Source organism: Streptomyces sp. CY-1 (assembly GCF_047218265.1).
GTDB lineage: Bacteria > Actinomycetota > Actinomycetes > Streptomycetales > Streptomycetaceae > Streptomyces > Streptomyces niphimycinicus.
In genome coordinates, this window is sequence record NZ_CP178393.1 from 7,770,741 (window position 1) to 7,794,160 (window position 23,420).

Below are 23,420 nucleotides of genomic sequence, written 5' to 3' on the forward strand. Positions count from 1 at the left end.
TGTTTGCCGCGCAGCACGGTAGTAATTCGGCAGGCAACGCGGGTGCAAATCCCTCACGACCCAGACCGCTTCGGTCGGTCACTCAGTGTGGAGGACCATCCATCATGGCAAAGGCGCTTCTCGGTTACGTCGGCGGTTCCGACCCCCGAGTCCTCGCCGAGATGCGACGGCTTCAGCAGCGCGTCCAGGACCTCGAATCCGAGCTCGTCCGGATTCAGGCCGAGAACGACGCACTGTCCGCCGCCGCTCACTACCACGGCGACTCGCTGCTCGAAAGCATCGACGTATCCCAGGCGGAGCCTGCGCTCGCCTGACCCAGCCCAAGGGCCGGTCGGGCTGCATCGTCAGCCGCTTGAGAATCTTCAAGGGACGCCTCGGCGTCCCTTCGTCGTATCCCCAAGTGGTCTCCGAGCCACCCTTACCGACTGATGTGCCCCTCTCTCCCAGCGGTGAAACCGATCATTGCTGAAACCGAGAAAAAGCCGGGACGGGAGCGCGGCGCCACCGTCACGGGACGGTGCCGGAAGAGGGGCGGCGGGTAGAGTCCAAAGGCGTGCATCTCAAGAGCCTGACCCTGCGAGGGTTCAAATCCTTCGCCTCCGCCACGACGCTCCGGTTCGAGCCGGGTATCACCTGCGTCGTCGGCCCCAACGGCTCGGGCAAGTCCAATGTCGTGGACGCCCTTTCCTGGGTCATGGGCGAACAGGGCGCCAAATCCCTGCGCGGCGGCAAGATGGAGGACGTCATCTTCGCCGGGACCACCGGCCGTCCCCCGCTCGGCCGCGCCGAGGTCTCGCTCACCATCGACAACGCGGATGGCGCGCTGCCCATCGACTACGCCGAAGTCACCATCACGCGGATCATGTTCCGCAACGGCGGCAGCGAGTACCAGCTCAACGGGGACACCTGCCGGCTGCTGGACATCCAGGAGCTGCTCTCCGACTCCGGCATCGGCCGTGAGATGCATGTCATCGTCGGGCAGGGCCAGCTCGACGGGGTGCTGCACGCCGACCCGACCGGCCGCCGCGCCTTCATCGAGGAGGCCGCGGGCGTCCTCAAGCACCGCAAGCGCAAGGAGAAGGCGCTGCGGAAGCTGGACGCCATGCAGGCCAACCTCGCCCGCGTCCAGGACCTCACCGACGAGCTGCGCCGCCAGCTCAAGCCGCTCGGCCGGCAGGCCGCGGTGGCCCGGCGGGCCGCCGTCATCCAGGCCGATCTGCGCGACGCCCGGCTGCGCCTGCTCGCCGACGACCTGGTAACCCTGCGCGAGGCGCTGCGCGCCGAGATCGCCGACGAGGCCGAGCTCAAGCGACGTAAGGAGGCCGCGGAGGCCGAGCTGCGGACCGCCCAGCAGCGCGAGGCGGCGCTGGAGGAGCAGGTGCGGCGGCTCGCGCCCCGGCTCCGGGACGCCCAGCAGACCTGGTACGAGCTCTCGCAGCTCGCCGAGCGGGTGCGCGGCACGATCAGCCTGGCGGACGCCCGGGTCAAGAGTGCCACCTCCGCCCCCGCGGAGGAGCGGCGCGGCCGCGACCCGGAGGACATGGAGCGCGAGGCGGCCCGCATCCGGGAGCAGGAGGCCGAACTGGAGGCCGCCCTGGAGGCGGCGAGCCGGGCGCTGGAGGACACCGTGGCGCACCGGGCCGAGCTCGAACGCAGCCTGGCCGACGAGGAGCGCCGCCTGAAGGACGTGGCCCGCGCCATCGCCGACCGCCGCGAAGGGCTCGCCCGGCTCCAGGGCCAGGTGAACGCGGCCCGTAGTCGGGCCGGTTCGGCGCGCGCCGAGATCGAGCGGCTGGCCGCGTCCCGTGACGAGGCACAGACCCGGGCGGTCTCCGCACAGGAGGAGTACGAACAGCTCAAGGCGGAGGTCGACGGACTCGACGCGGACGACGCGGAACTGGCGGAGCGCCATGAGGCCGCCAAGCGCGAGCTGGCCGAGGCGGAGACCGCGCTGAGCGCGGCCCGCGAGGCCGCGACGGCCGCCGAGCGGGAGCGCGCCGCGACCTCCGCCCGCCATGACGCCCTCGCCCTCGGTCTGCGCCGTAAGGACGGCACGGGCGCCCTGCTGGCCGCCGCCGACCGGCTCGGCGGACTCCTGGGCCCCGCCGCCGAACTCCTCACCGTCACTCCCGGCTTCGAGGTCCCCGTCGCCGCGGCCCTGGGCGCCGCCGCCGACGCGATCGCCGTCACCGGCCCCCGCGCGGCGGCCGAGGCGATCCGCCTCCTGCGCACCGACGACGCCGGCCGCGCCGCGCTCCTCCTGACCACGGCCACCCCCGACCGAGCGGAGCGTCCGGGCGCCGCTGTGGAGCCGGGCGATTCCGGCTCACTGCACGCCGCCTCGGGTGAGCCCGCTTCCCGCGCGGCCTCGGGTGAGCCCGCCCCGCGCGCGGGCTCCGGTGAGTCCGCGCCGGGCGGCGCCTCCGGTGGACGGGCGCCGTACGCGGCCTCGGGTGAGCCCATGCCGGGCGCCGCGTCCGGTGAGCCCGCACTGCGCGCCGCGTCCGGTGAACCGGCGCCGGGTGCAGCCTCCGGTGAGTCCGCACTGCACGCGGGCTCTGGTGAACCGGCGCCGCGCGCCGCCTCGGGTGAGCCCATGGCGCGCGCCGGGTCCGGTGAGTCCGCACCGTACGCGGCCTCTGGTCAACCGGCGCCGTACGCGGCCTCAGGTGAGCCCGCGCCGTACGCGGCCTCGGGTGAGCCCGCTTCCCGCGCGGCCTCGGGTGAGTCCGCCCCGCGCGCCGCCTCCGGTGAACCGGCCCCGCGTGCCGCCTCCGGAGAATCGGCGCCGGGCGGCGCCCTCGTGCCGGAGACGCGGGCCGAGGGGGTCGTGCCGGGTGAGCCGGGGCAGGTGACCCCGCCGCGATCGGCCGCTGCCCCGGCGGCCGAGGGCGCTGCCCCGGCGGCGACCAGTTCCCCTGTTCCCGCCTTCGGGCCGGAGCCCGGCGGCGGTTCGGAAGTGGGCGGGGTGTCGGGCGGGGTGTCGGGCGCGGAGGCCGAAGCGCCCACGGCCGGGGCGGGTTCCCCGGCTGCGGCGCCCCCGCCGGACGCTTGGGCGGGTAGGTCCGCCGACGCGGGCGACGGGGCCGCCGCCGTACCGGGCACGCGGTCCCCGGACGGTGCGGTAGCCGGGTCCTCCGGCTCCGCTGACGGCTCTCGGCCCGGCGGGGCGGACTCCCGGGGTACCGAGTCGGGGTCCGGCGGCCCGAGCGCGCCGCAGGCCGCCGCCGATACCGCGAGCCGGGGTGACACGGGTGCCGCGAGCGCGTCCGCGCGGCCCGAGGCCGACCGGCCCGTGGTCCCGGGTACGCGGCCGGAGGCGTCCGGGGACGAGGGCCGCGATCCCCATACGGCGTCTGACGGCGCCCCCGCCGCTTCGCGCCCCGGTGCCACCGTCGCCGCCGTCGGTGGGCCGTCCGCGTCGGCCGTTTCCGCGCGGGTGCCGCATCCCGCCGGGGGAGAGGCGACCGCGCCGGGCGCCGTGCCCGAGGGGGCCGTCAGTCGCGATGAGCCCGGTAAGGCCGCGACGGCCGAGGAATCCCCGTGGGCGGCGGATCTGGTGGCCGGGCCCGCCTCGCTGCTGCCCGCCGTAAGGCGGTTGCTCGACGGCATGGTGGTGGTCGGGACGCTGGCGGAGGCCGAGGAACTGCTCACGCGGCGGCCGGAGTTGACGACCGTGACCGCCGAGGGCGATCTGCTCGGGGCGCACTTCGCGCAGGGCGGGTCCGCCGGGGCGCCCTCACTGCTGGAGGTGCAGGCGTCCGTCGACGAGGCGGCGGCGGAGCTGGAGCGGCTCGCCGTACGGTGCGAGGAGCTGGCCGGGGCGCAGCGTGCGGCAAAGGAGCGGCGGGCCGAGTGCCTGGCGCTCGTCGAGGAGCTGGCGGGTCGCCGGAGCGCGGCGGACCGGGAGAAGTCGCGGGTCGCGCAGTCGCTGGGCCGGCTGGCCGGGCAGGCGCGCGGGGCCGCCGGGGAGGCCGAGCGGTCGGCCGCGGCCGTCGTCAGGGCCGAGGAGGCGCTGGAGCGGGCGACCGAGGAGGCGGAGGAGCTGGCCGAGCGGCTGGCGGTGGCGGAGGAGCAACCGGGTGAAGAGGAGCCCGACACCTCCGTACGGGACCGGCTCGCGGCCGACGGCGCCAACGCCCGGCAGACCGAGATGGAGGCGCGGCTCCAGGTCCGTACGCATGAGGAGCGCGTCAAGGGGCTCGCGGGGCGGGCCGACGCGCTCGACCGGGGCGCGCGCGCCGAGCGCGAGGCCCGGGCCCGCGCCGAGCAGTTGCGCGCCCGGCTGCGCCATGAGGCCCAGGTGGCCTCCGCCGTGGCCTCCGGCGCCCGTCAGTTGCTCGCGCATGTCGAGGTGTCGCTGGTACGGGCCGGGCAGGAGCGGGACGCCGCGGAGCGCGCCAAGGCCGAGCGCGAGCGGGAGCTGGACGCCGCCCGTGGCCAGGGGCGCGACCTCAAGGGCGAGTTGGACAAGCTGACCGACTCGGTGCACCGGGGCGAGGTGCTGGGGGCGGAGAAGCGGATGCGGATCGAGCAGTTGGAGAGCAAGGCGCTGGAGGAGCTGGGCGTCGAACCGGCCGGGCTGATCGCCGAATACGGCCCCGACCAGCTCGTCCCGCCCTCCCCGCCCGCCGAGGGCGAGGTGCTGCCGGAGGATCCCGAACATCCGCGCAACCAGCCGGTGCGGTACGTGAGGGGTCAGCAGGAGAAGCGGCTGAAGGCCGCGGAGCGCGCTTACCAGCAGCTCGGCAAGGTCAATCCGCTGGCGCTCGAGGAGTTCGCGGCGCTGGAGGAGCGGCATCAGTTCCTGAGCGAGCAACTGGAGGACCTCAAGAAGACCCGGGCCGATCTCCTTCAGGTGGTCAAGGAGGTGGACGAGCGGGTCGAGCAGGTCTTCACGGAGGCGTACCGGGACACGGCGCGCGAGTTCGAGGGCGTCTTCTCCCGGCTGTTCCCGGGCGGGGAGGGGCGGCTGGTGCTGACCGACCCCGAGAACATGCTGACCACCGGCGTGGATGTGGAGGCACGGCCGCCGGGCAAGAAGGTCAAGCGGCTGTCGCTGCTGTCGGGCGGTGAGCGCTCGCTGACCGCCGTGGCCCTGCTGGTGTCGATCTTCAAGGCGCGGCCGAGCCCGTTCTATGTGATGGACGAGGTCGAGGCGGCGCTGGACGACACCAATCTCCAGCGGCTGATCCGGATCATGCAGGAGCTTCAGGAGGCTTCCCAACTGATCGTGATCACTCACCAGAAGCGGACGATGGAGGTCGCCGACGCGCTGTACGGCGTCTCCATGCAGGGTGACGGCGTCTCAAAGGTCATCAGCCAGCGCTTGCGGTGACCGATTCAATACTTGAAGTCAAGACATGCCCCTGCGTGTCGGCATGCTGCAACGATTTCTTCGTCACACTCTATTGACTTCGAAACTTGAAGGAATAGTCTCTGCAACGTTGCTTTTACCTTCAAGTGGTGGTCGACGCCTCAGCAGCCTCCGCTGGAAGGGCCAGCCGTCCCCCCACGTCCGGCAGCGTTGCCGGGCGGGCGTCAGGAGTTCACGTTGTCCACCACCGTGCAGGCAGAGGGAGCCGAGGGCCGCAAGGCCCAGCCGGATCACCTCGGCCATGTCATCTTCATCACCGCCGCCGCCGCGATGGGTGGCTTTCTCTTCGGCTACGACAGCTCGGTGATCAACGGAGCGGTCGAAGCCATCCGGGGCAAGTACGACATCGGTTCCGCGGCCCTCGCCCAGGTCGTGGCCATCGCCCTGATCGGCTCGGCCATCGGCGCCGCCACCGCGGGCCGGATAGCCGACCGGATCGGCCGGATCCGCGTCATGCAGATCGCCGCCGCCCTCTTCACGATCAGCGCGGTCGGCTCGGCGCTGCCCTTCTCGCTGTGGGACCTGGCGATGTGGCGGGTGCTCGGCGGTATCGGCATCGGCATGGCCTCGGTGATCGGCCCGGCCTACATCGCCGAGGTCGCCCCGCCCGCCTACCGTGGCCGGCTCGCCTCGTTCCAGCAGGCCGCGATCGTCGTCGGCATCGCCATCTCCCAGCTCGTCAACTGGGGCATCCTCAACCTCGCCGACGGCGACCAGCGCGGCAAGATCGCCGGCCTGGAAGCCTGGCAGTGGATGCTCGGCGTCATGGTCATCCCCGCCGTCCTCTACGGGCTGCTGTCCTTCGCCATCCCCGAGTCGCCCCGCTTCCTGATCTCCGTCGGCCGGACCGAGCAGGCCAAGAAGGTCCTCGAAGAGGTCGAGGGCAGGACCGTGGACCTCGATGTGCGGGTCGCCGAGATCGACCGGGCCATGCGCAGTGAGGAGAAGTCCACCTTCAAGGACCTCCTCGGCGGCCGGTTCGGTCTGCTGCCCATCGTCTGGATCGGCATCGGCCTCTCGGTCTTCCAGCAGCTCGTCGGCATCAACGTGGCGTTCTACTACTCCTCGACGCTGTGGCAGTCCGTCGGCGTCGACCCGAGCAGCTCGTTCTTCTACTCGTTCACCACCTCGATCATCAACATCCTCGGCACCGTGATCGCGATGATCTTCGTCGACCGGATCGGCCGCAAGCCGCTCGCGCTCATCGGCTCCGTGGGCATGGCCGTCTCCCTCGGCCTGGTGGCCTGGGCCTTCTCGGCCCATCTGGTGGACGGCAAGCTGCCGCACGCCCAGGGTGTCCTCGCGCTGATCGCGGCCCACGCCTTCGTGCTCTTCTTCGCCCTCTCGTGGGGTGTGGTGGTCTGGGTCCTGCTCGGCGAGATGTTCCCGAACAAGATCCGCGCCGCGGCCCTCGGTGTCGCCGCCTCCGCCCAGTGGATCGCCAACTGGGCCATCACCGCCAGCTTCCCGAGCCTGTCGGACTGGAACCTGTCGGCCACGTACGTCATGTACACAGCCTTCGCCCTGCTCTCGATCCCGTTCATCCTCAAGTGGGTGCCGGAGACCAAGGGCAAGGCGTTGGAGGAGATGGGCTGACCCCCCCGCCGCCCACTCCTCGCACAGGAGAAGCTGCCCCGCCTCAGTCCTTGAGGCGGGGCAGCACTCGTTCCGCGAACAGCCGCAGCGACCGCCAGCCCTCCTCGACCGGCATCCCCCCACACAGCGGATGGAGCACCAGGCTCGCCATCTCGCCGCCCTCCGCCGCGTACGCGACGCACTCCTCGGGGGTCACGATGCGGTAGACGCCCTCCCGGCGCAGCGCCGCCACATCATCGGCCCGTGAGCGCACCGCCGAGCGCACCGTGCCCTGCTGCCAGGAGGCATATCTGCGCGCCTCGTACAGCAGATGGGTGCCGTACCGCGCCCAGGCCCGGTCCGGGTCCTCGGACAGATGAAGCAGCGGGGTGGCCGCCGGGGGCATCAGGCACCAGCCCTCGGTGCCGTACTCCGCCCGCCGCGCGTGGTAGTACGCCTCCAGCTCCGGCAGATGCGCGCTCGGGAAGAACGGCAGCCCGAGGCGGGCCGCGCGCCGGGCCGCCGCCTGCGAACTGCCGCCGACCAGCAGCGGCGGATGCGGCCGGGTGTACGGGCGCGGGGTGATCCGGACGGTGCGGCCCCGGTAGTCGAAGGGCTCGCCAGTCCAGGCCGCGAGCAGCGTCTCAAGCGCCTCGTCCTGTAGCACCCCGCGCCGCTTCCAGTCCTTGTCCTGGGCCGCGTACTCCTCCGGCCGGTAGCCGATCCCCGCCACCGTGATCAGCCGCCCGCCACTGGCCAGATCCAGCACGGCGAGGTCCTCGGCCAGCCGCAGCGGGTCGTACAGCGGCGCGATCAGCGCCGAGAGGGTGACGGTGATCCGGCGGGTGGCGCCCAGCAGCGTGCCCGCGAAGGGCAGCGGGGCGGGTAGCCAGTTGTCGGGGGAGCCGTGGTGCTCCTCGGTCTGGAGAGTGGAGATGCCCCGCTCATCGGCGAAGGCCGCCATCTCCAGGGCGGCGCGGTACCGCTCGGACAGGCTGCGCGGGGTCGCGTCGGGATCGACGAGGTTGAGGCGTACGACCGTGACCGGCATGGCGGATGTCCTCCTTCGTCGCGGCTGTGGCAGCCGGACCGTAACTGACGGACCGTCAAATCACCACCCGCATGGGCCGTTCGGCCCACCGCCCGGGCACGGCCGGGGCGGATGACTCATGTGCCTGGGACGCGGGGCGGCCGATTGTGAGGGTCGGCCCGCCCCATGGGCCGCAGCCCACAACGCCAACTGAGGAGGGGTGCGTGACAATCAGCACGGGGGAATCACTCATCACCGCGGCCGACATCGACGACCTCATCAACCGGGTCCGGCTGACCGCGGGCGACCCCGGGGACCTGGAATCCGCCAAGGCCGCGCTCTTCTCCGGCGCCGCCCCGGACCCCGAGGCCGCGCGGCTCATCCGGCAGCGGCTGCTGGTGACCGCCCTGCACCACGGGGGCGCGCTGCTGGCCAAGCTGCTCAGCCGGCTGAGCCCCCGGGAAACCGCGATGGTGCGCCGGTACGCACACCGGCTCGCCAACTTCCTGGACACGCTGGAGGTCTGGGCGGCGCAGCCCATCATGCTCACCCTGATGCGCTTCGGACTGCCTTACGAGGAGGCCGAGACGATCGCCGTCGCCGTCCTGGTGCTCGTCCGGTGAGCATCCGGCGCCGGCGCCGCCGACGGGATACGGAACGGGGGTGCTAGAAGGTCACCGGTTCGGGTGGGCCGCGGCATCCGCGCACTTCACGGCCGCGGCGGCGGGTAGGGCACGGGCGAGACCAAGGAGAACGACCATGCGCCCTACCCGAATCCGCACGGCGATCGCACTCGGCCTGAGCGCCGGGGCCGTCGTGTGGACCGCGGCCTCCTCGCCCGCCACCGCCTCCTCCCCGGCCGCCACCTCCGGAGACACCGCCTGGCGGGAGGCGGGGCACTACGACACCACCGCGGCCTGCAAGCGCGCGGGCAAGGCAGGCATCGAGCGGCACAAATGGGACGAGTACAAGTGCCGCCCCGGCCGCAACGACAACTACGTCACGCTGTGGGCCAGCGGCGGCTCCGGCGTGGCACACGCCCTGACCGCCGGGCCGGCCGCCGGCTGAGATGCGACATGCCGCACTGCCGAAGGACCGCGCCGTGCGTGCCGCGGGCGGGGTATCGGCACTGATCGTGGTGGTCCTGGCCGGATGGGTGGCCGGGATGCTGAGGGTGAACGACCAGTGGCTCGCGCTCGCCTATCCCCACCCCCGGGGCGCCACCGTGCTGACCCGGGTCGCCGTGGGCGTCCCGGTGCTGGGCGTCGGCGTGCTGCTGCTGGCCGAGCGCGAGGCCCGGCGCTACGGCGGCGTCCTGCTGGTGGCCGGCGGCCTGTGGCTGCTGCCCTCGGCCGCGGCCGGTCTGCTGGGCCTGGCCGACCTGGGCACCACCGGCGCCGTGCTGTCCCTGCTGCTCGCCGCCGCCAAGATGGCCTGCCGCCCGCTGACCGTGCTGCTGCTTCCCCTGTGGCTGTTCCCCCGGGGCGGGCGCCGGCGGTGGCAGTGGTGGGTGATCAGCCTGGGCGCGTCCGGCTACTGGCTGGGGTACGCGGGGCTGTGGATGATCAGCGAGCCCCGGGTCGGCACCGTGCTCAACCCGGCGTTCGCCACCGCGGGCGGCCAGTGGGCCTTCGACCACCTCGACACCTACGCCGAGGCCGAACCCTGGGTGCTGCGCAGTGTCGCGGCGGCCGTGACGGCCGCCCTGTGCTGCCGCGCCGCCCTCTCGCGCGGCGCCGAGCGGCGCGACTGGGCGCTGCTGGCCGCCGCCTATCCCGCCTGTGTCTCGCTCCTGCTGTCCCAGTGGGGCGAGGGCGTGCCCACCATCGTGGCCCGCACCGTCGGCAGCGCCGTATGGGCCGCCGCGATCTGCCTCGGCGTCGCCCGCACCGGCATATGGCGGCTGGACCGCTCCACCAGCCACCGCCTCGCCCGCGCCTTCGTGCTCACCTCACTGGCGGCCGTGGTGGTCTGTGCGGTCGTCGCCGTCCAGGCCGGGCTCCCCTCCGTACGGAGCGGGGCCACCACCGTCACCGCCGGGTGCGCCCTGGTGCTGGGCTGGGGGCTGCGGCCCAGCGCCCGCTGGCTCACCCTCTGCGTCGAGCGCGCCTTCTATGGGCCCCGGGCCCGCCCGCACGAAGCCGTGAGCGCCCTCGCCGTAAGACTCCAGCAGGCCCCGCACCCCGGCGAGGTGCCCCAGCAGATCTGCCGCAGCGCCGTGGAGGACCTCGGCGTCTCGGGCGCCGCCGTCAGCGTCGACACCCGCGCCGGACCCCGGCGGCTGGCCTCCGAGGGGGCCCCGCTGACCGGCCCGGTCCAGACGTTCGTGCTGCGCCACCACGGCCGCACCGTCGGCCGCCTGGAGGTCCCCCGCGACGGCTCCGGCACCCCGGCGGAACGCGACAGCGGACTGCTCTCCCTCCTCGCCGACCAGGCCGCCCCCGCGCTCGCCGCGCTGCGCCTGGCCGAGGAGGCCCAGGCCGCCCGGGAACGGCTGGTGCTCGCCCGCGAGGAGGAACGCCGCAGGCTGCGCCGGGAGATCCACGACGGACTCGGCCCCCAACTGGCCGCCGTAAGGCTGCGATTGGACATCGCGCAGACCTCCTGCCCGCCCGGCCACCCCGCCACCCCGCAGTTGTGCGAGGCCGCCGAGACGCTGGCCGAGGCGCTGGTGGAGGTGCGGCGGATCACCGCGGGCCTGGCGCCTGCCGCGCTGGCCGAGCGCGGACTGGCCGGTGCGGTCCGGGACCTGGCACACCGCCTGGGCGTCGCCGGGCTACGGGTCGGCGTGGCCAGCCGTCCCGCGGCACTGCCCCCGCTGTCGCCCGGCGTGGAGACGGCCGCGTACCGGATCGCCGCGGAGTCGCTGACCAACGCCGTACGACACGCCAGGGCGCGCCAGGTGAGCGTCGAGCTGACCGCGGGCCCGGACACCCTGGAGGTCAAGGTCACCGACGACGGGAGTGGGCTGCGCGAGACGGCGGTGCCCGGGGTCGGCCTCGCGTCGGTCACCGAACGGGCCGAGGAGATCGGCGGCTCCTGCTCGGTGACCGGATCGGCGACGGGCACGGTGGTGCACGCGGTGCTGCCACTCGCCGGACCGGGCGAACACGGGAACCCCGAGGAGCACCGGAAGCCCACGGGGCACGAGGCGTGCCGGGCGCTGCTCAAGACGAGTAGACCGATGAGCCGGGCGCCTTAGGGCGGCATGGGGCGGCATGGGGCCCGCGGGTGCTGGGGTCTTCCGGCCGGAGGCGAACCGAGCCTCAAAAGAAAAAGGGAGCCGTAAGCGTGGGGCAGTGGCGGGTACTGCTGGTGGACGATCATCCCCTCTTCCGTGAGGGCTTGGCCGCCGCCGTCAATCTCGATGACGCGTTCGCCGTAGTCGGTCAGGCGGCCTGCGCGGACGGGGCGATAGCCGAGGCCGTGCGCACCGGTCCGGATCTGGTGGTGATGGATCTCGGGCTGCCGGGCCGGTCCGGTCTGGAGGCGACGCGGCGGATTCTGTGCGATCACCCCGAGATCCGGGTGCTGGTCATGACGATGTCGGAGGACGACGACAGCCTGCTGGCCGCGGTGCGCGCGGGGGCCCGCGGCTATCTGCTGAAGGGCGCGGGCCGGGACGAGATCCTGCGGGCGCTGCATACCGTGGCGCGGGGCGGCGCGGTGTTCAGCCCGCGGATGGCGGAGCGGCTGGGCGCGCTGGTCGGCGCCTCGGGTTCGGCGTCGGCCAAGGAGGCGTTCCCGACTCTGACGGCCCGGGAGCGGGAGGTGCTGGATCTGCTGGCGGCCGGTCTCGGCTACCGTCAGATCGCCCAGCGGCTGGTGGTCACCGACAAGACGGTGCGTAATCACGTGGGCTCGATCTTCGCCAAGCTCCAAGTGCGCGACCGCGCCCAGGCGATCGTGCGTGCCCGGCAGGCCGGGCTGGGAGGCGAATGACTCGCTCCCCCTCGTGGCTGATACTGGGGGGCGTTATGGAATACCTCATCCTTGCCGTAGTCATCGCTGTGGTCGCGGTCGCCGCGATCAGCGGGCTCGTGATCAGCGGCCGCAAGAAGAAGCGGCTGCCCCCGCCCCCGCCCAGCAGCCCCACCGTCACCGCGCCGCCCGCCGAACCGCACGTCGGCGAGGAGGCCGAAACCCCGCGTGAGGAACCACGCAGAACCATCGAGGAGGTGGACCTTCCGGGGACCGAGGCCCCGGCCGCGGAGGCACCCGCCGCCGCCCCGCCCGAGGTTCCGCCGATCGAGGTCCCGGAGCCGACCGCCGGCCGGCTGGTGCGGCTGCGCGCCCGGCTGTCCCGCTCCCAGACCACTCTGGGCAAGGGGCTGCTGACGCTGCTGTCCCGGGAGCACCTCGACGACGACACCTGGGAGGAGATCGAGGACACGCTGCTGACCGCCGATGTCGGTGTGGCGCCGACCGAGGAGCTGGTCGAGCGGCTGCGGGAGCGCGTCAAGGTGCTCGGCACCCGTAGCCCGGAGGAGCTGCGCGGTCTGCTGCGTGAGGAACTGCTGCGCCTCATCGGCACCGAGGCCGACCGTTCGGTGCACACCGAGAGCGGTGTGGGCGCGAACGGCGAGGAGAAGCCGGGCGTCGTCATGGTCGTCGGCGTCAATGGCACCGGTAAGACCACCACGACCGGGAAGCTGGCCCGGGTGCTCGTCGCGGACGGCAAGTCGGTGGTGCTCGGCGCGGCCGACACTTTCCGCGCCGCCGCCGCCGATCAGTTGCAGACCTGGGGCGAGCGGGTCGGCGCCCGTACGGTCCGGGGGCCGGAGGCCGGCGACCCGGCGTCGGTCGCCTTCGACGCGGTGAAGGAGGGCATCGCGGAGAGCGCGGACGTCGTCCTGATCGACACCGCCGGGCGGCTGCACACCAAGACCGGTCTGATGGACGAGCTGGGCAAGGTCAAGCGGGTCGTGGAGAAGCACGGCGCGGTGGACGAGGTGCTGCTCGTCCTCGACGCCACGACCGGGCAGAACGGCCTGGTTCAGGCGCGGGTGTTCGCGGAGGTCGTGGACATCACCGGCATCGTGCTGACCAAGCTGGACGGCACCGCCAAGGGCGGCATCGTCGTCGCGGTCCAGCGTGAGCTGAAGGTCCCGGTCAAGCTGGTGGGGCTGGGCGAGGGCGCGGACGATCTCGCGCCGTTCGAGCCGGAGGCGTTCGTCGACGCGCTGATCGGCGGCTGAGGCCGTGGTGGGGGGATCACCTGTAGCGCGCCGGACGGGCCGGGGTTGACTCCCGGCCCGTCCGGCGTTCGTGTACGGCTTTCAACGGCGTCCGCGTACGGGCACAGCGCCCGCGTACGGGGCGTTCGGGTAAGCGGAAAGCCGCCTCAGGCCCCGGCCCGGTGGCTCAGATAGGCGAGGGTGCCCAGGACCAGCCGGGCGTGCGGCGGGCGGCCCGCGGTGTCGAGGGTCGGCGGGCGCAGCCAGCGGACCGGTCCGAGGCCGCCGAGGTCCGAGGGCGGGGCGGTGATGTGGTCGCCCGGGCCCAGACAGCGCAGATCGAGGTCGGCGTCGTCCCAGCCCATGCGGTACAGCAGCTCGGGGAGTTCGGCGGCGGCGCCGGGGGCGACGAAGAACTGGGCGCGCCCGTGCGGGGTGACGGCCACCGGGCCGAGGGGCAGCCCCATCCGCTCCAGCCGGACCAGCGCGTGTCCGCCCGCGTACTCCGCGACCTCCAGGACGTCGAACGAGCGGCCCACCGGCAGCAGCACGGCCGCCCCCGGGACCTGCTCCCACGCGGCCGCGGCGGCGTCCAGCGTGGCGCCCGCCGGGACGCCGGGGGCGAAGGAGAGCGGATGCGCGCCGGGGGAGGGACAGCCGTGGTCACCGCATGAACATTCGTTTCTGCCGCCCCCCGAGCTCCGTGCCGCCCGCGCGCCCGGCACCACGTCCCAGCCCCACAGACCGGTGTACTCCGCCACCGTCGTGGACTCGGACGTACGGCCGCGGCGCCGTGAGCCGGACCGCATGTCCCGGTTGCCGCCGATCGTGAAGCCCATGCCCCCTCCAACGGGTCCCGCTCTGGATGGTTACGAGCCGGAACGTCACGATGACGCTCCGTCGCCAAGGAGGCGCGGCAGAGTGCGCTCCGATGTGACGCAGGTGGTGAGACGCGACCCGTGCGCCCCCGCCTGCACCCCTTCACCTGTTTCCCGTCGCCCCGGTGTCAAGTGAATCGTGCGAACCGGTAACCGGGTTCATTCGAAGGGGTGGCGAATGGTGGCGTTTTCACGAACCGCCTCGCCGGGGGCGTGATCGTAGGATTACTTTCAGTGCACAGTCCCTGGATGTGGTGCTCGCTCGAATGCGAGCTGACGACGGGCGGAGTACGGATCGGTACATGCCCCTGGCATGTGGCTGTTCCCTGTCGGGACGGTTGATACGCCGCATCCCGGGGACAACTGACCGTGACAGAAGGCATTCTGGTGGCGGTTCGGGAAGATTCGTGGGATGGGGGCGTTCCGGGTGGGCGACGGCGGCGGCGGTGCTGGGAAGCGCCCCAATGCGCAATTGCAGTCGTGGTTCGTGCGCAGCGGCTGGTCGAAGGGGGAGCTGGCGCGCCAAGTCAACCGCAGGGCGCGGCAGTTAGGGGCCCATCACATCAGCACGGACACCTCGCGGGTGCGCCGCTGGCTGGACGGCGAGCAGCCCCGGGAGCCGATTCCGCAGATTCTCTCCGAGTTGTTCTCCGAGCGCTTCGGCTGTGTGGTGGGCATCGAGGACCTCGGGCTGCGCGCCGTCCACCGGTCACCGTCCGTGTCCGGTGTGGATCTTCCCTGGGCCGGGCCCGAAACGGTCGCGCTGATCGGCGAGTTCTCCCGCAGCGATCTGATGCTCGCCCGCCGCGGCTTCCTCGGCACCTCGCTCTCGCTGTCCGCGGGCCCCGCCCTCATCGAGCCGATGCAGCGCTGGCTGGTGCCCTCCACGAGCGGACAGCCCGGCGGCGCCAGGGCGGCGGACGCCGGCCGCGCGCGCCGGGTCTCCCGGCTCTCCGAGCCGGAGCTCGAGCTGCTGGAGTCCACCATCGTGATGTTCCGCGCCTGGGACGCCCAGTGCGGCGGCGGGCTGCGGCGCAAGGCGGTGGTCGGCCAGTTGCACGAGGTCACCGACCTGCTCCAGGAGCCGCATCCGGAGGCGGTCTCCCGGCGGCTGTTCAAGGTCGCGGGCGAGCTCGCCCAACTCGCCGGGTGGATGAGCTATGACATCGGGCTCCAGCCCACCGCGCAGAAGTACTTCGTGCTCGCCCTGCACGCCGCCAAGGAGTCCGGCGACCGCCCCCTCGGCTCGTACATCCTCTCCGGTATGAGCCGCCAGATGATCCACGTCGGCCGGCCGGATGACGCGCTGGAGCTGATCCACCTCGCGCAGTACGGCAGCCGGGAGAACGCCACCCCGCGCACCCAGGCCATGCTGTATGCGATGGAGGCCCGCGCCTACGCCAATATGGGCCAGCCCAGCAAATGCCACCGCGCGGTGAAGATGGCCGAGGACACCTTCGCCGACTGCGCCAAGGGCGACGGCGACCCCGACTGGATCCGCTTCTTCTCCGAGGCCGAGCTCAACGCGGAGAACGCCCACTCCTACCGCGATCTCGCCTATGTCGCCGGCCGCAGCCCCACCTACGCCAAGATGGCCGACCCGGTGATGCGGCAGGCCGTGAAGCTCTTCGGCCAGGAGACGGAGAGCGACGCGGGCCCCCAGCGTTCGTATGCGCTCAACCTGATCGGCATGGCCACCGTCCATCTCCTCCAGAAGGAGCCCGAGCAGGCCGCCGGGGTCGCCCGCCTGGCGCTGCCGCTCGCCAAGCGGGTGCGCTCGGAGCGGGTCAACAACCGGCTGCGCAAGACCGTGGACACGGCGGTGCGCCAGTTCGGCGATGTGCCGCAGATCGCCGATCTCGGCGAGCGGCTGGCCACCCTCATGCCCGATACGCCAGGGGCCGCGGGGCCCGGCCAGGCCGTCTGAGCGGTCCCGGCGGTGGTTGCGACACGATAACGGAGCGCTCCGCCCTGACAGCCGCGGTTCATCGGTACGTAACACTCCCGCGGCCTTCGTCACTGCGGTGAAACATCGGGCGGCATCGGCTGAAACGGTGCTGCGCCAACCTCGAGGCGAATACCGGCCCCCCGATGTCCTGCCCGCAGGGCCGTCGTTTCGAGGAGACGTCCACATTGAATGGCGCAAATACCGCGTTCGTATTGATCAGCGCCGCGCTCGTGATGCTGATGACCCCTGGCCTGGCCTTCTTCTACGGCGGCATGGTGCGGGTGAAGAGCGCCCTGAACATGCTGATGATGTCCTTCATCTCGCTCGGCGTCGTCTCGCTGCTGTGGGTGCTGTTCGGCTACTCGCTCACCTTCGGTGATGACATCGGCGGCGGGCTGCTGGGCAATCTCGACCACATAGGTTTCAAGGGCATCGAGCCGACCTCGCTGTGGGGCGAGAAGCCCGACGCGATCCCGGTGCTGGCCTTCGCGCTCTTCCAGCTCATGTTCGCGGTGATCACCCCCGCGCTGATCAGCGGAGCCGTCGCCGACCGCGTCAAGTTCGGCTCCTGGGCGCTGTTCATCACCCTGTGGACCACGGTCGTCTACTTCCCGGTGGCCCACTGGGTCTGGCAGGCCGACGGCTGGCTGTTCAAGAAGGAGGTCATCGACTTCGCGGGCGGCACGGCGGTCCACATCAACGCGGGCGCCGCGGGCCTTGCCGTGGCCCTGGTGCTCGGCAAGCGCATCGGCTTCAAGAAGGACCCGATGCGCCCCCACAACCTGCCGCTGGTGATGCTCGGCTCCGGTCTGCTGTGGTTCGGCTGGTTCGGCTTCAACGCCGGCTCCGCCCTCGCCGCCAACGGGACCGCCGCCAACATGGCCTTCAACACCCAGGTCGCCACCGGTGTCGCGATGCTCGGCTGGCTCGCCTACGAGCGCATCCGGCACGGCGCGTTCACCACGCTGGGCGCCGCCTCCGGCGCGGTCGCGGGCCTGGTCGCCATCACCCCCTCGGGTGCGGCGGTGAACGCCTGGGGCGCCATCGTGATCGGCCTGGTGGCCGGTGTCGTCTGCTCCTGGGCCGTCAGCCTCAAGTACAAGCTGGGCTTCGACGACTCGCTCGACGTGGTCGGGGTGCACCTGGTCGGCGGTGTCATCGGCACCCTCCTGGTCGGCGTCCTGGCCACCGACGGCGTCGGCGGCGCGGCCCAGTTGGGCAAGCAGGCGCTCGGCGCCTTCACGGTGCTGCTCTACTCCTTCGTCGTCTCCTGGATCCTCGCCAAGCTCATCGATGTGACCATCGGCTTCCGGGCCAGTGAGGACGAGGAACTGGGCGGCATCGACCAGGCGTTCCACGCCGAGACCGCCTATGACTTCAGCGCGGTGGGCGGATCCGCCCGTAGTACGGTGCCCGCCGCGACCGGCGCGTCCGCGCCGCAGAAGCCGCACAACAAGAAGGTGGACGCGTGAAGCTCATCACCGCAGTCGTGAAGCCGCACCGGCTCGACGAGATCAAGGAAGCGCTCCAGGCGTTCGGCGTCCAGGGCCTGACCGTCACCGAGGCCAGCGGCTACGGCCGTCAGCGCGGCCACACCGAGGTCTACCGGGGTGCGGAGTACACCGTCGACCTGGTGCCCAAGGTGCGCATAGAGGTGCTGGTCGAGGACGAGGACGCCGACGATCTCGTCGATGTCGTGGTCAAGGCGGCCCGCACCGGAAAGATCGGGGACGGCAAGGTCTGGAGCGTCCCCGTGGAGACCGCCGTCCGGGTCCGCACCGGGGAGCGCGGCCCGGACGCCCTCTGAGGGCCGGGGCCGGGATGCCCTTCGAGGGCCGCGGCCCGGGCGCCCTTCGAGGGCCGGGGCCGGGACGGGCTCCGAGGACCGGAGCCCGTACGCCCTCCGAGGGCCCGGCACGAGCCGGACAACCAGTCGCACGCTGACAGGGAGCCGAGTTGACGGAAAGCCTCGAGACCACGACCGACACCACCGACTCGGGGCCCGGCGGCTATGCGGCGGCCAGGCTGCGACTCCTCCAGGAGGGGTCGCGGTCCGGGCCGCCGCGCCGCTCCGCCCTGGCCGAACTCACCGACCAGTGGCTGGCCGCGCTGCTCACCGGCGGGGCGCAGACCGCCGGGATCGGCCGGGGCGTCGCCCTGGTCGCGGTCGGCGGCTACGGACGCGGCGAACTCTCCCCGCGCAGCGACCTCGATGTGCTGCTGCTGCACGACGGCTCCGCCGACCGCTCGGCCCTCGCAGCCCTCGCCGACCACGTCTGGTACCCGGTCTGGGACATGGGCCTCGCCCTCGACCACTCGGTGCGCACCCCCGACGAGGCCCGCGCGACCGCCGCCGAGGAGCTGAAGGTCCAGCTCGGCCTGCTCGACGCCCGCCACATCGCGGGCGACCAGGCGCTCACCGCCGATCTGCGCAGCACCGTCCTGGCCGACTGGCGCGCCCAGGCCCCGCGGCGGCTGCCCGACCTCCACGCGCTGTGCCAGGAGCGCGCCGAGCGCCATGGTGAGCTTCGGTTCCTGCTCGAACCCGATCTGAAGGAGGCCCGCGGCGGGCTCCGCGACGCCACCGCGCTGCGCGCCATCGCCGCCTCCTGGCTCGCCGACGCCCCCCGCGAGGGCCTCGACGACGCGCGGCGGCGGCTGCTGGACGCCCGCGACGCGCTCCATCTGGCCACCGGCCGCGCCACCGACCGTCTCGCGCTCCAGGAACAGGACCAGGTCGCGGGTGCCCTCGGACTGCTGGACGCCGACGCCCTGCTGCGCCAGATCTACGAATCCGCCCGGATCATCTCCTACGCGAGCGATGTCACCTGGCGCGAGGTCGAGCGGGTGCTGCGCGCCCGCTCGGCCGCCCGGCCCCGGCTGCGCGGACTGCTCGGCGGCCTCGGCGGGCGCTCGGGCGGTCGTGGGGGCGCCGGAGGCGGCGCGGACGCGGGGGAGCGCAGCCCGCTCGCCGAGGGCGTCGTGGAACAGGACGGCGAGGTGGTGCTGGCCCGTACCGCCCGCCCCGACCGCGACCCCGTGCTGACCCTGCGGGCCGCCGCGGCCGCCGCCCAGGCCGGACTTCCGCTGTCGCCGCACGCCGTAAGGCGGCTGTCCGCCGCCGCCCGGCCGCTGCCCGTGCCGTGGCCGCCCGAGGCCAGGGAGCAACTGATCACGCTGCTGGGCGCGGGCGAGTCCACCGTCGGCGTGTGGGAGGCACTGGAGGCCGAGGGGCTGATCACCCGGCTGCTGCCGGACTGGGAGCGGGTGCGCTGCCGTCCGCAGCGCAACGCCGTCCACCGCTGGACGGTGGACCGGCATCTGGTCGAGACCGCGGTCCGGGCCAGCGCGCTCAGCCGCCGGGTCGGCCGCCCCGATCTGCTGCTGGTCGCCGCGCTGCTGCACGACATCGGCAAGGGCTGGCCCGGCGACCACTCGGTGGCCGGGGAGACCATCGCCCGCGATGTCGCCGCCCGCATCGGCTTCGACCGCGCGGATGTCGCGGTCCTCGCCACCCTCGTACGCCACCATCTGCTGCTCGTCGAGACCGCCACCCGGCGCGACCTGGACGATCCGGCCACGGTGCGTTCGGTCGCCGAGGCCGTCGGCGGCGCCACCACCCTGGAACTGCTGCACGCCCTCACCGAGGCCGACGCGCTGGCCACCGGCCCAGCGGCCTGGAGCGCCTGGCGCGGCTCCCTCGTCGCCGACCTGGTCAAACGGGTCTCGGCGGTGCTCGCGGGCGAACCCGCGGACGACTGGTCCACCCCGCAGCAGACCACGGCCGAACAGGAACGCCTCGCGATCGAGGCATGGCGCACCGGCGGCCCGGTGCTGGCCCTGCACGCACGCTCCGAGGCAATGGCACCGAGCGAGGCGGGCCTCCTTGCGGGTGACCTCACGGATGGCCTCCTTACGGCCGCCACCGAAGGACCGCCGGAGGAGGGGACCACCGCCCCCGAGCCGATCGGCGTGGAACTGCTCATCGCCGTCCCCGACCAGCCCGGCGTCCTGCCCACGGCGGCCGGAGTCCTGGCCCTGCACCGCCTTACGGTGCGCGCGGCGGACCTGCGCGCCCTCGAGCTGCCCTCGGAGCTGGACGCGGCGGGCGAGGCGGCCGGGGTGCTGCTGCTGAGCTGGCGGGTCGCGGCCGAGTACGGTTCCCTGCCGCAGGCCGCCCGCCTGCGCAACGACCTGCTCCGCGCCCTGGACGGCTCCCTCGACATCGTCGCCCGCCTCGCCGAACGCGAGGCCGCCTACCGCAAGTACCCCCGCCGCCGCGGGGTGCACGCCCCGCCACCACGGGTGACGGTCGCACCCGGCAGCTCCCAGTTGGCCACGGTGATCGAGGTCCGCGCCCAGGACGCCCCCGGCCTGCTGCACCGCATCGGCCGTGCCCTGGAGGACACCGGCGTCGCGGTACGCAGCGCCCACGCCTCCACCCTCGGCGCCAACGCCGTGGATGCGTTCTATGTCACGGACAGCTCCGGCGCCCCCCTGAAGCCCATGCACGCGGCCGAGGTGGCCCAAAAGGTCGAGCAGACGCTGACCAGCCCGTCCGGCGCCTGAGACTCCCCAGCACTCCCCAGCCCCTCCGGCGTTTGAGGGGCGGGGTCCGGGGCGGAGCCCCGGCGGGGGCTCGGGGGCGGAGCCCCCGGAACGGGGCCCGGGGCGCAGCCCCGGTTCGGGAAGGGGCGGGGTGGGGAAAGACGCCCCGCCAGGGCGTCGCACGCCCGGGGGCAGACCGTTCCCGCGCCGGGCGGATACCCTTGGAGGCCGACCACCGACCCGACATCCGACCGAAGGATTCGCGACCACCGTGTTCGATACCCTCTCCGATCGCCTCGCAGCGACTTTCAAGAACCTCCGGGGCAAGGGACGCCTCAGCGAGGCGGACATCGACGCCACGGCACGCGAGATCCGGATCGCCCTGCTCGAGGCCGACGTGGCGCTGCCCGTCGTCCGGTCGTTCATCAAGCAGGTCAAGGAGCGGAGCCTCGGGGCCGAGGTCTCCCAGGCGCTCAACCCCGCCCAGCAGGTCATCAAGATCGTCAACGAGGAGCTGATCGGCATCCTCGGCGGCGAGGCGCGGCGCCTCCGCTTCGCCAAGCAGCCGCCGACCGTGATCATGCTCGCGGGTCTCCAGGGTGCCGGTAAGACGACGCTCGCCGGAAAGCTGGGCCGCTGGCTGAAGGGCCAGGGCCACGCGCCGCTGCTCGTCGCCTGTGACCTCCAGCGCCCCAACGCCGTCAACCAGCTCTCGGTGGTCGCGGAGCGGGCCGGTGTCGCCGTCTTCGCCCCCGAGCCGGGCAACGGCGTCGGTGACCCGGTCAAGGTGGCGCAGGACTCGATCGAGTTCGCCCGGACCAAGCAGCACGATGTCGTGATCGTCGACACCGCGGGCCGTCTCGGCATCGACGAGGAGCTGATGCGGCAGGCCGCCGACATCCGCGACGCGGTCCGCCCGGACGAGGTCCTCTTCGTCGTCGACGCGATGATCGGCCAGGACGCGGTGAACACCGCGGAGGCGTTCCGCGACGGCGTCGGCTTCGACGGTGTGGTGCTCTCCAAGCTGGACGGCGACGCGCGCGGCGGTGCCGCGCTGTCCATCGCGCATGTCACCGGCCGCCAGATCATGTTCGCCTCCAACGGCGAGAAGCTGGACGACTTCGACGCGTTCCACCCGGACCGCATGGCGTCCCGCATCCTCGGCATGGGCGACATGCTCAGCCTGATCGAGAAGGCCGAGCAGACCTTCAGCCAGCAAGAGGCCGAGAAGATGGCGGCCAAGCTGGCGAAGGGCCCCAAGGAGTTCACGCTCGACGACTTCCTGGCGCAGATGGAGCAGGTCCGCAAGATGGGCTCCATCTCCAAGCTGCTCGGCATGCTGCCGGGCATGGGCCAGATGAAGGACCAGATCAACAACCTGGACGAGCGGGAAGTGGACCGCACCGCGGCCATCATCAAGTCGATGACCCCGGGCGAGCGCCAGGACCCCACGATCATCAACGGCTCGCGCCGCGCCCGTATCGCCCGTGGTTCCGGCGTCGAGGTGAGCGCGGTGAAGAACCTGGTGGAGCGGTTCTTCGACGCGCGCAAGATGATGTCGAAGATGGCCCAGGGCGGCATGCCGGGGATGCCCGGGATGCCGGGTATGCCGGGCGTGGGTGGCGGCAAGCGCAAGGGCAAGCAGCAGAAGAAGGCCAAGGGGAAGCAGCGCAGCGGGAATCCGCTGAAGCGCGCTCAGCAGGAGCAGGAAGCCGCGGCGCGCCGCGAGCAGGGCGGCGCGTTCGGGCTGCCCGGTGGCGGACAGGACGGACAGAACTTCGAACTCCCCGACGAGTTCAAGAAGTTCATGGGCTGAGCCGCCCCGGCGCCCCGGAGGCGTTCCCGTACGAATGAACCGTAAGGCCCCTGCGCACACCGTCAGGGGCCTTACGCGACGGTCCCGTTCAGCTACGACAGATCAGCTACGACAGATCAGCTACGACAGATCAGATGCGGCAGATCAGATAGCGGAAGACGTTCGGCATCCACACCGTGCCGTCCGCGCGCTGATGCGGATGGAGCGCCTCGGTGATCTCCTTGCGGACCTGGATCGGATCCGTGACCCGCTCCGCCGCGTCGAAGAGCCCCGTCGACAGCAGCCCGCGCACCGCGCTGTCCATGTCGGCGTAGCCGAACGGGCAGGCCACCCGGCCCGATCCGTCGGGCCGCAGCCCGGCAAGTGTGGCCAGTTCCTCCAGGTCGTCGCGGCCGTACGGCCACCAGCGCGCGGCAGGGGGCGCCTCGGCCTCCCGGCGCAGGCCGGGGGAGCCCATCGGATCGGCGAGCCGGGCGCCCACCCGCAGCACCCCGGAGGTGGCGCAGCGCTCCGGCGGACCCCATCCGGCGAGCACCACGGCCCCGCCGCGCTCGGTGTGCGCCGTGGCGGCCGCGAGGGTGGACGCCGCGGCGCACACCTCCGCTCCGGCGCCTATCCCGCTCAGGGCCGACAGCGGCTCGAAGGCGGTCACCACCGTGAAGGCGGACTCCGCCGCGGCCGCCCCTACGCAGGGGCTCTCCGGGCCGCCGAGGCCCAGCCGGGCGGGCAGCGCCGGGCCGCCCGGTGCGCCCACGGCCGTCAGCCGCTCGCGCGCGAGGTCCAGGCGCCGCTCGTCGGTGTCCACCCCGCAGACCGTGGCGCCGCGCGTGGCCGCCATGAGGAGGGCGAGCCCGGAGCCGCAGCCCAGGCCCAGCAGCCGGGTCCCGGCGCCGATGTCCAGCCGTTCGTACACGGCCTCGTACAGCGGGACCAGCATCCGCTCCTGGATCTCCGCCCAGTCGCGGGTGCGAGCGTGGGCGTCCGCCGTCGGCGACGAGGAGGGGTGCGGGCGGTGCCGCTGTACGAGCGTAAATGTCATCGAAAGGGCCCCAATCAGCGAAGAGCAGTGCC

Annotated in this window: 16 protein-coding genes; 13 read left to right on the forward strand and 3 right to left on the reverse strand. The window is 72.8% G+C overall.

Going from position 1 to position 23,420, the window contains the following annotated elements:
* Positions 1 to 104 precede the first annotated feature (104 nt).
* The 3 genes from ACK1X7_RS33520 (at position 105) to ACK1X7_RS33530 (ending at position 6,973) form a co-directional block, all read left to right on the forward strand.
* The gene (locus tag ACK1X7_RS33520) at positions 105 to 314 is read left to right on the forward strand and encodes a hypothetical protein (RefSeq protein ID WP_014055172.1); all 210 of its coding nucleotides are present in this window, start codon (positions 105 to 107) and stop codon (positions 312 to 314) included.
* A gap of 239 nt (positions 315 to 553) precedes the next feature.
* The gene (locus ACK1X7_RS33525) at positions 554 to 5,338 is read left to right on the forward strand and encodes an AAA family ATPase (RefSeq protein WP_413116061.1); all 4,785 of its coding nucleotides are present in this window, start codon (positions 554 to 556) and stop codon (positions 5,336 to 5,338) included.
* 216 nt (positions 5,339 to 5,554) lie between these two features.
* Complete coding sequence (locus ACK1X7_RS33530; protein ID WP_385145818.1) at positions 5,555 to 6,973, forward strand: sugar porter family MFS transporter; 1,419 nt, start codon at positions 5,555 to 5,557, stop codon at positions 6,971 to 6,973.
* A 43-nt stretch (positions 6,974 to 7,016) separates the two neighbouring features.
* Here the strand turns inward: ACK1X7_RS33530 and ACK1X7_RS33535 are convergent, their stop codons facing one another.
* The gene (locus ACK1X7_RS33535; RefSeq protein ID WP_361502064.1) at positions 7,017 to 8,003 is read right to left on the reverse strand and encodes an LLM class flavin-dependent oxidoreductase; all 987 of its coding nucleotides are present in this window, start codon (positions 8,001 to 8,003) and stop codon (positions 7,017 to 7,019) included.
* A gap of 203 nt (positions 8,004 to 8,206) precedes the next feature.
* Here ACK1X7_RS33535 and ACK1X7_RS33540 point away from each other — a divergent pair, with 203 nt between their 5' ends.
* From ACK1X7_RS33540 to ftsY, 5 genes are all read left to right on the forward strand, one after another.
* Complete coding sequence (locus ACK1X7_RS33540) at positions 8,207 to 8,605, forward strand: hypothetical protein (protein ID WP_385145816.1); 399 nt, start codon at positions 8,207 to 8,209, stop codon at positions 8,603 to 8,605.
* 136 nt (positions 8,606 to 8,741) lie between these two features.
* Complete coding sequence (locus ACK1X7_RS33545; RefSeq protein ID WP_385145814.1) at positions 8,742 to 9,050, forward strand: hypothetical protein; 309 nt, start codon at positions 8,742 to 8,744, stop codon at positions 9,048 to 9,050.
* Position 9,051: 1 nt separating this feature from the next.
* Positions 9,052 to 11,184, forward strand: a complete 2,133-nt coding sequence (locus ACK1X7_RS33550) for a sensor histidine kinase (RefSeq protein ID WP_390791908.1) — start codon at positions 9,052 to 9,054, stop codon at positions 11,182 to 11,184.
* An 89-nt stretch (positions 11,185 to 11,273) separates the two neighbouring features.
* Positions 11,274 to 11,924, forward strand: a complete 651-nt coding sequence (locus ACK1X7_RS33555) for a response regulator transcription factor (protein WP_361502055.1) — start codon at positions 11,274 to 11,276, stop codon at positions 11,922 to 11,924.
* Positions 11,925 to 11,959: 35 nt separating this feature from the next.
* On the forward strand, positions 11,960 to 13,180 hold the full coding sequence (gene ftsY / locus ACK1X7_RS33560; protein WP_361502052.1) for a signal recognition particle-docking protein FtsY: 1,221 nt from the start codon (positions 11,960 to 11,962) through the stop codon (positions 13,178 to 13,180).
* 146 nt (positions 13,181 to 13,326) lie between these two features.
* Here the strand turns inward: ftsY and ACK1X7_RS33565 are convergent, their stop codons facing one another.
* Positions 13,327 to 13,998 carry a bifunctional DNA primase/polymerase gene (locus tag ACK1X7_RS33565; RefSeq protein ID WP_059144190.1) on the reverse strand — a complete coding sequence of 224 codons (672 nt, stop codon included), beginning with the start codon at positions 13,996 to 13,998 and terminating at the stop codon, positions 13,327 to 13,329.
* Positions 13,999 to 14,449: 451 nt separating this feature from the next.
* Between ACK1X7_RS33565 and ACK1X7_RS33570 the strand changes: the two genes are divergently transcribed.
* From ACK1X7_RS33570 to ffh, 5 genes are all read left to right on the forward strand, one after another.
* Positions 14,450 to 15,964 carry a hypothetical protein gene (locus ACK1X7_RS33570; RefSeq protein ID WP_385156728.1) on the forward strand — a complete coding sequence of 505 codons (1,515 nt, stop codon included), beginning with the start codon at positions 14,450 to 14,452 and terminating at the stop codon, positions 15,962 to 15,964.
* Between the two features lie 206 nt (positions 15,965 to 16,170).
* Positions 16,171 to 17,457, forward strand: a complete 1,287-nt coding sequence (locus ACK1X7_RS33575; protein WP_385156731.1) for an ammonium transporter — start codon at positions 16,171 to 16,173, stop codon at positions 17,455 to 17,457.
* Complete coding sequence (locus tag ACK1X7_RS33580; RefSeq protein WP_014055184.1) at positions 17,454 to 17,792, forward strand: P-II family nitrogen regulator; 339 nt, start codon at positions 17,454 to 17,456, stop codon at positions 17,790 to 17,792. The genes ACK1X7_RS33575 and ACK1X7_RS33580 overlap by 4 nt, the downstream gene beginning before the upstream one ends.
* Before the next feature lie 149 nt (positions 17,793 to 17,941).
* Positions 17,942 to 20,554: a [protein-PII] uridylyltransferase gene (locus tag ACK1X7_RS33585; protein WP_385156734.1), complete on the forward strand. Its 2,613-nt coding sequence runs from the start codon at positions 17,942 to 17,944 to the stop codon at positions 20,552 to 20,554.
* A 250-nt stretch (positions 20,555 to 20,804) separates the two neighbouring features.
* Positions 20,805 to 22,349, forward strand: a complete 1,545-nt coding sequence (gene ffh, locus ACK1X7_RS33590) for a signal recognition particle protein (RefSeq protein WP_216347926.1) — start codon at positions 20,805 to 20,807, stop codon at positions 22,347 to 22,349.
* Positions 22,350 to 22,479: 130 nt separating this feature from the next.
* Here ffh and ACK1X7_RS33595 read toward each other — a convergent pair whose 3' ends face one another.
* On the reverse strand, positions 22,480 to 23,388 hold the full coding sequence (locus tag ACK1X7_RS33595; protein ID WP_413116062.1) for a methyltransferase domain-containing protein: 909 nt from the start codon (positions 23,386 to 23,388) through the stop codon (positions 22,480 to 22,482).
* Positions 23,389 to 23,420: the final 32 nt, after the last annotated feature.

Bases quoted from the DNA above. Each gene is read 5' to 3' on its own strand.
- ACK1X7_RS33570 (WP_385156728.1), top strand. From the start codon at position 14,450: ATGGGGGCGTTCCGGGTGGGCGACGGCGGCGGCGGTGCTGGGAAGCGC.
- ACK1X7_RS33545 (WP_385145814.1), top strand. From the start codon at position 8,742: ATGCGCCCTACCCGAATCCGCACGGCGATCGCACTCGGCCTGAGCGCC.
- ACK1X7_RS33520 (WP_014055172.1), top strand. From the start codon at position 105: ATGGCAAAGGCGCTTCTCGGTTACGTCGGCGGTTCCGACCCCCGAGTC.
- ACK1X7_RS33550 (WP_390791908.1), top strand. From the start codon at position 9,052: ATGCGACATGCCGCACTGCCGAAGGACCGCGCCGTGCGTGCCGCGGGC.
- ACK1X7_RS33535 (WP_361502064.1), bottom strand. From the start codon at position 8,003: ATGCCGGTCACGGTCGTACGCCTCAACCTCGTCGATCCCGACGCGACC.
- ACK1X7_RS33595 (WP_413116062.1), bottom strand. From the start codon at position 23,388: ATGACATTTACGCTCGTACAGCGGCACCGCCCGCACCCCTCCTCGTCG.
- ACK1X7_RS33565 (WP_059144190.1), bottom strand. From the start codon at position 13,998: ATGGGCTTCACGATCGGCGGCAACCGGGACATGCGGTCCGGCTCACGG.
- ftsY (WP_361502052.1), top strand. From the start codon at position 11,960: ATGGAATACCTCATCCTTGCCGTAGTCATCGCTGTGGTCGCGGTCGCC.